The organism is Kitasatospora sp. NPDC059812 (assembly GCF_042732075.1).
Lineage (GTDB): Bacteria > Actinomycetota > Actinomycetes > Streptomycetales > Streptomycetaceae > Kitasatospora.
The window spans coordinates 165,372-175,041 of sequence record NZ_JBHWIO010000007.1 but is presented as its reverse complement, the minus strand read 5'-3'; the positions used below and the strand labels follow the sequence as shown (position 1 = coordinate 175,041).

Below are 9,670 nucleotides of genomic sequence, written 5' to 3'. Positions count from 1 at the left end.
TGTCCCGCCCCCCCCCCCCCCCCGCGGAGCGGGGTTGTCGGGGGGGGGTTTTACATTCCCCCCCCCGCCCACACCGCCCCCGCGCCCCCCCCCCCCCCCCGCCCCCCGGGGGGGGCCCCCCCCCCCCGAGGCCTTCCAGGTCGGCGAGACCTGTCATACATGTTCGTGGGAACACTCACCTTCGACCTGCTGTTGGGCGACGTCCACTCGCTCAAGGAGAAGCGTTCGATCGTGCGGCCCATCGTGGCCGAACTGCAGCGCAAGTACAGCGTGTGCGCTGCCGAGACCGGGAACCAGGATCTGCACCGCAGGGCCGAGATCGGCCTCGCGGTGGTGGCCGGCGATGCCGGCTACGTCACCGAGATCCTGGACAGCTGTGAGCGGTTGGTCGCCGGCCGCCCCGAGGTGCAGCTCCTCTCCGCGAGGAGGAGGTACCACAACGACGACGATGAATGAGAGCCGTGGAGGCGGTCGGCGGAAGTCGCCGTTCTCACACGGATCAGGACCCAGAGCGCCCGCAAGGCCGGGCGCGGGCCGGTACTTTGGGGCGTGGGCCCCGAAGGGTGCGCAGCTCACCCGAATGCCGGACCCACTGCACGAGGAGGCAACGTGACCGACACCGCAAGGGCGCGCAAGCTCGCCGACCGCATCCAGGTGGTCGTCGCCCAGACCCTGGAGCGGCGGGTCAAGGACCCGCGACTGGGGTTCGTGACCATCACCGACACCCGGGTGACCGGGGATCTGCGCGAGGCCACCGTCTTCTACACCGTCTTCGGCGACGAGACCGAGCGCGAGGCCACGGCCGCAGCGCTGGAGAGCGCCAAGGGCGTGATCCGCTCCGAGGTCGGCAAGATCGGGGTGCGTTTCACCCCGACGCTGACCTTCGTCGCGGACGCGCTGCCGGACAACGCCCGGAACATCGACGACCTGCTCGACCGGGCCAAGGCCATCGACGCGGCGGTGCGCACCACCGCCGCGGGCGCGACCTACGCCGGCGAGGCGGACCCGTACAAGGTTCCGGCGGCCGAGCGTGACGACGAGGACGAGTAGTCATGGCGGGTGAGCCGGCGAAGGCCGCCTCGCGAGCCGGTTCGACCACGGGGGCGTCTTCCACCAGCACGGTGGAGGACGCCCTCGTGGCGCTCCCGGGGCCGCGCACCGAGGAGAGCGGTTTCGAGCTGCTCTGGCAGCAGGTGGTGGCGGAGATCGGGCGGGCCCGGTCGATCGACCTGATCTGCCACATCTGCCCGGACGGCGACGCCCTGGGCTCCTCGTTGGCGGCCGCGCTGGCGCTGCGCGGGCTCGGCAAGCGGGTGCGGGTCTCCTTCGGCGACGACCCGCAGATCGTGCCCGAGTCGCTGGCCTTCCTGCCCGGCCAGGAGCTGATCGTGCCGGCCGCCGAGGTGCCGGACGTCCCCGAGCTGGTGCTCTGCTTCGACGTGGCCGCGGAGAGCCGGCTCGGCCTGCTGCACGGCAAGGCCTTCGCCGCGCCGGTGCTGGTGGTGATCGACCACCACGCCTCCAATCCGGGCTTCGGCACCCACCAGCTGATCGACCCGACCGCGCCGGCCACCGCCGTCCTGGTCGACGAACTGCTGCGCCGGCTCGGCGTCGAACTCGACCAGGACCTGGCCACCTGCCTGTACACCGGCGTCGCCACCGACACCGGTTCGTTCAAGTACCGGGCCACCACGCCCGCCACCCACGAACTCGCCGGGCGGCTGCTGGCCACCGGCATCCGGCACGACCTGATCTCCCGGCAGCTGTGGGACACCTCCTCCTTCGGTTACCTCAAGGTGCTCGCAGGCGCGCTCGACCGGGCCGTCTACGAGCCGGACGCGGCCGGCGGGCTGGGCCTGGTGTGGACCTGGGTGCCGTACCAGGACCTGGTGCTGTTCAGCGTCACGGTCGAGGAGATCGAGGGGCTGATCGACATCCTGCGCCGCCCGGCCGAGGCCGAGGTGGCGCTGGTGCTCAAGCAGGACCCGGACGGCACGCTGCGGGGCTCCTCGCGTTCCAAGGGCGCGGTGGACGTCGCCGCCGCCTGCGCCGAGCTGGGTGGCGGCGGGCACGTCTTCGCGGCCGGGTTCAGCGCCCGGGAGGACGTGGCCGCGGTGGTCGAACGGTTCCGGAGCGCGCTGCGACCGGTACGTTGATCATCTCTTGACCGCTTTTTAGAGAAAGAACTTGATGAAGCGCAAAGGCACCGGCCCGGACGGCCTGGTGATCGTCGACAAGCCCGAGGGCATCACCTCCCACGGGGTCGTCGCCAAGCTGCGATGGCTGGCCGGGACGCGGAAGGTCGGGCACGCCGGCACGCTCGACCCGATGGCCACCGGCGTGCTGGTGATCGGCGTCGAGCGGGCCACCCGGCTGCTCGGCCACCTGATGCTCACCGCCAAGACGTACGAGGCGACCATCCGGCTCGGCCAGACCACCGTCACCGACGACCGGGAGGGCGAGGTCACCGCGTCCGCCCCGGCCGACGGGGTGACCAGGGAGGCGATCGACGCCGGGATCGCCGCGCTCACCGGCGAGATCATGCAGGTGCCCTCCAAGGTCAGCGCGATCAAGATCGACGGCAAGCGGTCGTACGCGCGGGTGCGCGAGGGCGAGGACTTCGAGCTCGCGGCCCGGCCCACCACGATCCACTCCTTCACCGTGCACGCACAGCGCGCGGCGCTCGCCGAGGACGGCACGCCGGTGATCGACCTGGACGTGACCGTCGAGTGCTCCTCCGGCACCTACATCCGGGCGCTGGCCCGCGACCTGGGCGCCGGGCTCGGCGTCGGCGGCCACCTCACCGCGCTGCGGCGCACCAGGGTCGGGCCGTACTCGGTGGAGTCGGCGCACACCCTGGAGCAGCTGGAGGCCGCGGTCACCGGCGAGTCCCCGGCGGGGCTGCAGGTGCTGCCGATAGGGGAGGCCGCGGCCGCCGCCTTCCCGCGCTGGGACCTGGACGAGTCGCAGGCGGAGAAGCTGTCGCACGGCGCCCGGCTCAAGGCGCCCGGGCTGGGCGTGGACGGGCCGATCGCGGTGTTCGGGCCGGACGGGCGCTTCCTCGCGCTGGTCGAGGAGACTGGCGGGCAGGCGAAGCCGGTCGCGGTCTTCGTCGGCTGACGCCCCGCAGCGCACGCGTCACCCCCGTCGGGAGTCTTCCGGCGGGGGTTTCGCCCGTTCGGGAGTCGTCCCGGGAGGGGTTTCGCTCGTTCGGGGGGTGTTTCGGCGAGGTCCGGGGTTCCGGGTGAGGTCCGGAGGTTCGTTCCGGCGAGGGGACGGGTCACCCGCCCGGGGGAGCGCGCGAGGTGAACGCCCGTGGTGAGCGGCGCAGGCGCGGTGGGGCCGCCTCCCGGGCGGGCAGGCTCCCCGACGGCGAGCAGGTCGCCGTGACGAGCCCGCCCCCGGGCCGTCCGGCCTGCGGGGAGGGCAGTGCGAATGCCGGGATTCCTGGACGGCGACGGCGTGGCGGGAGACCCGGGGCGGTACCTGCTGCGGATCCGCGACCTCAACGGGCGACTGCACGGCTTAGGGTTCGTCGCCGACCCGCAGGGCACCGTCCTCACCGCCCACGAGAGCGTCACCGGCCTGGACCGGATCGTCCTGCACACCCCCGGCGGGCAGACCAGGGTGCTGGGCCCGGACGCCGTACTGCCGCTGCCCGGGCACGGGCTCGCCCTGCTGCGCACCGACGCGGTCGGCGGGCTGCCCGTGCCGCCGCTGCCCGTCGCGGCCCTCGGGGCCGGGCGCGAGGTGCTGCTGCCCGCGCTGGCCGGCGAGGACGGGCGCGTGGTGGCGCTGCGTTGCGGTCTGCTGGGTGCCGCCGGGGCCGGGTACGGCGGGGTCGGCGGGGTGCTGCTGCTCGACCCGCCGGTGGTCGCCGGCGTCGCGGTGCCGGCCGGCTCGCCGGTGCTGGACGCCCGCAGCGGCGCCGTGGTGGCCCTGGCCGTGCCCGCGCTGCGCGGGCCGCAGCACGGCGGCGCGCTCCCGGCGGTGCCGGCCGGCGGCGGCGCGGTCGCGGTCGCCCCGGCGTTGGCCGAACTGCTGGCGCGCAACGGCGCGGCCGTGCCCGGCTACGGGCCCGCGCTCAACCTGGCCGGCGTGCTGCGGCTGACCGCCGCCCAGCTGGCCGCTGCGGGGGCCGGCCCGGACCGGGTCGCCGGGCTCGCCGCCGACCGGGTCGACCGGCCCGACGGACTGGCCGGGGACGAGCCGCAGGCCACCGTCACCGCGCTGGTCGGCGCCCCCGGCAGCGGGCGCTCCACCGAACTCGCCGCCCTCGCCGCCCGCCGCGCCGGCGGCGCCCGGCCGCTGCCCACCCTCTGGCTGCGCGGCGCCGACCTGCGCGCCGAGGACCGCTCGCTCGCCGCCCCGGTGGAACGGGCCCTGGCCGCCGTCGCGGCCGAGCTGGGCACCCCGGCGCCCGCGCCGGAACCGGTGGCGGCGCTGTGCGCGGCGGCCGGGCGGCCGCTGCTGGTGGTCCTGGACGGCCCCGAGGAGGCCCCGGCGCCGCTGGACCCGCGCTGGCTGCGCGGCGCGGGGGACTGGCTGACCGGCTGCGGGGCGCGGCTGCTGACCGCCTGCGGCGAGGAGGCCTGGGTGCGGCTGGCGGCCGAGAAGTGGGGCAGCGGCCCCGGCCCCGCCCGGTACCCGGACCCGCCGGAGCCGGACGGCGACCTGGCCAGCGCCCCCACCGTCCGGATGGACGGCGGCGGCCCGGGCGCCCCCAGCCTCGCCGGGCACCGGCTCGGCCCGCTCCCCGCCGAGGCGGCCGAGCGGGTGCGCCGCCGCTACGGGCTGCCGCCGGGCTGGCCGGCCGACGCCGACGCGCGGCACCCGCTGGCCGTCCGGCTGGCCGGCGAGCTGTGGGCGGAGGGCCTGCGCGGGGAGCCGGGCCGCCGGGGCGAACTGTTCGCCGCCTACCTGGACCTGCGCTGCCTGCGGGTGGCCCGGCGGCTGGCCGAGGACGGCCGGCAGCGCCGCCCGGGCGCCCACCGCCGGAGTTCCGCCCGCCCGGCCGGGCCCTCCCACGGGCGGGTGCGGCGGCTGGCGGCCGCGGTGGCCGGACGGGTGCACGAGGCGGCCCGGCGGATGCTCGGCGCCGGGCCGGGCGGGCTGGGCCGGGCCGTCTTCGAGGAGCTGTTCCCGGCGGCCGGCGGCTGGGCCACGGCCGTCCTCGCCGAGGGCCTTTTCGTCCCGGCCGGGCCCGGATTCCGGTTCGCGCACGGGGAGTTCGCGGACTGGCTGCAGGGCCTGCACCTGGACCTGGACGCCGCGCTGCGGCTGCTGCTCGGCGAGGCCGCGGACACGCCGTCCTCGCCCGCGAACGGGCTGGCGGGCGCGCCTGCGCAGGGCCCCCCGCGCGGCGTCCCCCGGCACCGGATCGGCCCGGTCGCCGCCGCGCTGCGCCGACTGGCCGAGACCTGGGGCGCACCCGCCCTGGACCCGTGGCTGCACCGGCTCTGGCGCGCCCTGGACCTGCGCCCGCCCGGCAGCGAACCGGCCTGGTGGGCGGGCCGGCTGCTCACCGCCGGGCTGGCCGCCAGCCCCGATCCGGCCGAACACCGGGCGCTGCTCGACCAGTTGGCCGGGCGGATCGCCGAACGGGCGGTCGCCGAAGGCGGGTTGGACGCGCTCCCGGCGGACGGGCTCGGCGCGTTCGGCCCGGCGTTCTGGACCGGCCTCGGCCTGCCCGCCGAGGCCGAACTCGCCCTGCTGCGCCGCCTGGTGGCCGCCGACGGGCCAGGGCAGCCGTTCCTCGGCGCGGTGGCCGAGCGGCTGCGCGCCGACCCCGTCGCGGTGTTCCCGCTGCTCTGCGCCTGGTTCGACGATCCGCGCGGCCTGCCCGGCCGCCCCGGGCACACCGTCGCCGACCTCGCCCACGACCTGCTGCACGCCCACCGCCGGCTCGCCCTGGACGAGTTGGCCGACGCTCTGGCCGACGCCGCGCACCCGAGGGCGGACGCGCTGCTCACCGTGCTCGCCACCGAGGAACCCTCCGCGCTCTGCCGGGCGGTGGACCGCTGGAGCCACGACGGGCGGCCCGAGCGGCACGTCGCCGCCGCTGTGCACGCCCTGCACGCCGCCCCGCACGCCGTCGGTGCCGCCGCCGGACTGCTGCGGTTCACCGCGCTGACCCTGCTCGCCCGCGAGGACGAACCGGGCCTGCACGGCGCCGCCCTCGCCCTGCTGGTCGGCGACCCGGCGACCAGGGCCGAGCACCTCCCCGCCGCGCTGGCCCTGCACCGGGCGGGCGGCGACGCCTTCCTCACCCCCAGGGCGCTGGCCCCCGCCCTGGAGAGCGACCCGGAACCCGTCCTGGCCGCGCTCGCCGACCGGCTGGCGGCCCCCGGCGCGGCCGCCGCCGAGACCCTGCGGATGCTCGCCGACGCCCGCACCCCGGTGGCCACCCGGCGGGGCGCCGAACTCGCCGCCCGGCTGCTGCGCGAGCACCCGGCGCTGGCCGGCCCGGTCGCCGTCGACTACCTGGGCCGCCGCCTGGAGCGCGCCGCGACCGGCGGCCCGGCCGCCCGGCTGGAGCTGCGGGTGCTGCTCGGCGGCGCGCTGGCCGTCCGGGCGGCGGGCGTGCGGCGGCCGTTCGCCCAGGTGCTGTCCGTCCCGGTGGCCGACCCGGCGGCGGACGCGCTGCGCTGTGAACTGCTGGACACCCTGCTCGCCATCGAGACCGACCCGGCGGTGCTGACCGCGGCCGTGGAGCGGCTGGCCGAGCACTGCGCGGCCGAGAATCCGGCCCGGGCCCGCGCGGTGCTGGCCCGGGCGACGCCCGGCCTGCCGGCCGCGGACGAACTGCTGGTGCGCTGCGCCGGCCGCTCGGCGGCGTTCGCGCAGCTGCTCGCCCAGTGGCCGCGGGACGCCGCCCCGACCGCGCCGGACGGGCCCCGGCTGGCCCGGATGCGGGCCCTGGCGGCGGCCGGCCGCGACCCGCAGTACGCGGCCGCCGAGGCGGAGCGGACCGTGCCCGGGCGGGCCGCGCACCCGCCGGTGCGCCCAACCCGCATTCCGGTGCCGGAGCAGGAGCAGGCGCATGGCACGCTATAGGGGTTCGGGTTTGAGCGTTTGAGCGTACAGAGGGTACGCGCCGTACGGAACAAGGAGCGGTCAGGGTGCAGCGCTGGCGTGGCCTGGAGGAGATCCCCGCTGACTGGGGACGCAGCGTCGTCACCATCGGCTCGTTCGACGGGGTGCACCGCGGGCATCAGCTGATCATCGGTCGGGCGGTCGAGCGGGCCCGCGAACTCGGCCTCCCCGCGGTGGTGGTGACCTTCGACCCGCACCCGCGCGAGGTCATCCGCCCGGGCAGCCACCCGCCGCTGCTCGCCCCGCAGGCGCGCCGCGCCGAGCTGATCGCGGGCCTCGGCGTGGACGCGGTGCTGGTGCTGCCGTTCACCCCGGAGCTGTCCCAGGAGTCGCCGGAGACCTTCGTCCAGCAGGTCCTGGTCGACGCCCTGCACGCCCGGGCCGTCATCGAGGGCCCCAACTTCCGCTTCGGGCACCGGGCCGCCGGGGACGTCGCGCTGCTCACCGAGCTGGGCCGCTCGGCCGGCTTCGACGTCGAGGTGGTCGACCTCCAGGTGAGCGGCGCGGCCGGGTCCGGCGAGCCGTTCTCCTCCACCCTGACCCGGCGGCTGGTCGCGACCGGGGACATGGCCGGCGCCGGCGAGGTGCTGGGCCGCCCGCACCGGGTCGAGGGCGTGGTGGTGCGCGGCGCGCAGCGCGGCCGTGAGCTCGGTTACCCGACCGCCAACGTCGAGACCGTGCCGCACAGCGCGATCCCGGCCGACGGCGTGTACGCGGGCTGGCTGACCGCCGACGGCGAGCGCATGCCCGCCGCCATCTCGGTCGGCACCAACCCGACCTTCGACGGCACCGCCCGCACCGTCGAGGCGTACGCCATCGACCGGGTCGGCCTGGACCTGTACGGGCTGCACGTGGCCGTGGACTTCCTGGCCTACCTGCGCGGGATGGAGAAGTTCGACTCCATCGACGCGCTGCTCGACCGGATGGCCGACGACGTCAAGCAGGCCCGCGAGCTGACCGACGGCGTCTGAGCACTGCCGCAGCACGGGGAAGGGCCCGCCGACCTGGTCGGCGGGGCCGTCGGCCGCAAACCGGGGGGGGGGGCCGGGGGGCGGTGGCGGTGGGCTCACCGGGGCAGCTCCTCGCGGTCGAGCACCCGGACGGGTTGGGCGGGTCGGTCCAGCCAGGCCCACTGCCTCTCCGCGGTGACGGTGAGCCCGAAGCGCTGGGGTGCCGGGCGGTCGTTCTCCTCCCACCAGCGCTGGGCGGCTTCGATTTCGTCCCAGAGCCGACGAGGGCCGTGCTGCCAGACGGTGAAGCGTTCGCCCGGGCGGCCGTCGTGGTCGACGGCCGCCCACGAACGGGCATCGGTGGTGGCGACCCAGAGCCGGGCGGCGACGCCGTCGACGCCCGGCTCGTCCTCCCAGGCGGTCCACACGTCGCCCAGCCGCAGGCCGAGGGCGAACCGGGCCTCCCAGCGGTCGCCCGTGATGCTCCACGGCGGCAGCGTGGTTTCGGATTCCTTCGGTACGTGGTCGTCGCGGACGACATCGCGGAAGATCCGCAGGTCCTGCCGCTGGTTGCGCATCAGCATGAACGCGGAGTGAGGGCTGAAGCGTCCCTGAGCCAGGTCGCGTTCGACGGTGAGCTTGAGCAGCCCCCAGCAGAGCAGGGGGGTGTCCCAGGGGGTGAGGACGATGCCTCCGGGCCGGGTCTGCTCGATCCAGGCCCAGGGCACGCGGCGGACCGAACAGGTGGAGACGATCCGGTCGTACGGCTGACGTCGGGGCCGGCCCAGGGAGCCGTCTCCGCAGATCAGGTCCACGTCGAGGCCCGCCGCGTTCAGGGACGCCCACGCCTGCTCGGAGACCTCGGAGTCGATCTCGATCGAGGTGACGCATCCGGAGCCGAGGCGGTGAGCGAGCAGGGCCGCGTTCCAGCCGGTGCCGGTGCCGATCTCCAGGACGTTCATTCCGGGCCGGACGTCGAGGTCGCGGAGCATGCGGACGACGATCGAGGGGGCGGAGGCGGAGGAGGAGGGCCAAACGTCGGCCGGGTCGGGCGGATCGGCCGATGCCTGGCCGTCGTTGACCTGGGTGACGACGGGGGCGTCGGCGTAGGCCGCCTCGAACCAGCGCTGGTGGTCGGTCGAGAGGTCGCAGGGCTCGTAGCCGCCCCGGTCGTCCTCCAGCCAGATCCGCTCGGGGAGGAAGCGATGGCGCGGGACCGCCTCGATCGCCTCCTGCCACTCGCGAGGGGCAGGGCCGTCGAGCGCTTCGCCGACGGCCCGGAGCAGGCCGCGCACGGCGGCCTGCTCCGGTCGATGCACAGGGTCCGTCACTTGTCGCCCTCGTCCTTCTTGTGCTTCGGGTCGGGCGCCGGGTTCTGTCCGTCGGGGGACGGCTTGCTCGTGCCGGGGTCCTTCTTTCCGCCGTGCTTGCCGCCGCTGGGCTTGTCGGTTCCCCAACCCATGCTTCCTCCTTGAGCGTCGATGAGCGTTGGTGATCCCGTCCGCGGCCCCCCGGCCCGCGCGCGGGGGGGCGGGTGGGTTGGTGGGTGTTTAAAGAACACGGCCGCCGGCCGGGTCAGTCAAGACGCCCCCGCGGGCCCACCCCAGGCGGGCGCGCCCCCCGCC

At 76.4% G+C, this 9,670-nt stretch carries 8 protein-coding genes; 6 read left to right on the top strand and 2 right to left on the bottom strand.

Annotated features, from left to right (window positions below):
* The first annotated feature begins 159 nt into the window (after window positions 1–159).
* The 6 genes from ACFV6D_RS06215 to ACFV6D_RS06190 all read left to right on the top strand — a co-directional run bounded on the left by ACFV6D_RS06215 (window position 160) and on the right by ACFV6D_RS06190 (window position 8,066).
* The gene (locus ACFV6D_RS06215; protein WP_063347622.1) at window positions 160–456 is read left to right on the top strand and encodes a DUF503 domain-containing protein; all 297 of its coding nucleotides are present in this window, start codon (window positions 160–162) and stop codon (window positions 454–456) included.
* Window positions 457–609: 153 nt separating this feature from the next.
* Window positions 610–1,050, top strand: coding sequence for a 30S ribosome-binding factor RbfA (gene rbfA, locus ACFV6D_RS06210; RefSeq protein WP_063347621.1), 441 nt, complete (start codon window positions 610–612; stop codon window positions 1,048–1,050).
* 2 nt (window positions 1,051–1,052) lie between these two features.
* Window positions 1,053–2,156, top strand: a complete 1,104-nt coding sequence (locus ACFV6D_RS06205; RefSeq protein WP_380346383.1) for a bifunctional oligoribonuclease/PAP phosphatase NrnA — start codon at window positions 1,053–1,055, stop codon at window positions 2,154–2,156.
* A gap of 34 nt (window positions 2,157–2,190) precedes the next feature.
* A complete protein-coding gene (truB, locus tag ACFV6D_RS06200) occupies window positions 2,191–3,120 on the top strand; it encodes a tRNA pseudouridine(55) synthase TruB (RefSeq protein WP_380380904.1) in 930 nt (309 codons plus the stop codon).
* A 315-nt stretch (window positions 3,121–3,435) separates the two neighbouring features.
* Window positions 3,436–7,056, top strand: a complete 3,621-nt coding sequence (locus tag ACFV6D_RS06195; protein WP_380558664.1) for a serine protease — start codon at window positions 3,436–3,438, stop codon at window positions 7,054–7,056.
* A 65-nt stretch (window positions 7,057–7,121) separates the two neighbouring features.
* Window positions 7,122–8,066: a bifunctional riboflavin kinase/FAD synthetase gene (locus ACFV6D_RS06190; RefSeq protein ID WP_063347618.1), complete on the top strand. Its 945-nt coding sequence runs from the start codon at window positions 7,122–7,124 to the stop codon at window positions 8,064–8,066.
* Between the two features lie 95 nt (window positions 8,067–8,161).
* On the opposite strand, the gene ACFV6D_RS06185 is transcribed toward ACFV6D_RS06190, so the two are convergent.
* Together ACFV6D_RS06185 and ACFV6D_RS06180 are read right to left on the bottom strand one after the other, a co-directional pair.
* Window positions 8,162–9,376, bottom strand: a complete 1,215-nt coding sequence (locus ACFV6D_RS06185; protein WP_380558661.1) for a methyltransferase domain-containing protein — start codon at window positions 9,374–9,376, stop codon at window positions 8,162–8,164.
* Window positions 9,373–9,507 (bottom strand): hypothetical protein, encoded by a 135-nt coding sequence (locus ACFV6D_RS06180; protein WP_279634937.1) that lies wholly within the window; start codon window positions 9,505–9,507, stop codon window positions 9,373–9,375. Before ACFV6D_RS06180 ends, ACFV6D_RS06185 begins: the two co-directional genes overlap by 4 nt.
* Window positions 9,508–9,670 lie beyond the last annotated feature (163 nt).

Excerpts from the sequence above, each read along its gene's own strand:
- truB (WP_380380904.1), top strand. The coding sequence starts at position 2,191 with ATGAAGCGCAAAGGCACCGGCCCGGACGGCCTGGTGATCGTCGACAAG.
- ACFV6D_RS06215 (WP_063347622.1), top strand. The coding sequence starts at position 160 with ATGTTCGTGGGAACACTCACCTTCGACCTGCTGTTGGGCGACGTCCAC.
- ACFV6D_RS06195 (WP_380558664.1), top strand. The coding sequence starts at position 3,436 with ATGCCGGGATTCCTGGACGGCGACGGCGTGGCGGGAGACCCGGGGCGG.
- ACFV6D_RS06205 (WP_380346383.1), top strand. The coding sequence starts at position 1,053 with ATGGCGGGTGAGCCGGCGAAGGCCGCCTCGCGAGCCGGTTCGACCACG.
- ACFV6D_RS06180 (WP_279634937.1), bottom strand. The coding sequence starts at position 9,507 with ATGGGTTGGGGAACCGACAAGCCCAGCGGCGGCAAGCACGGCGGAAAG.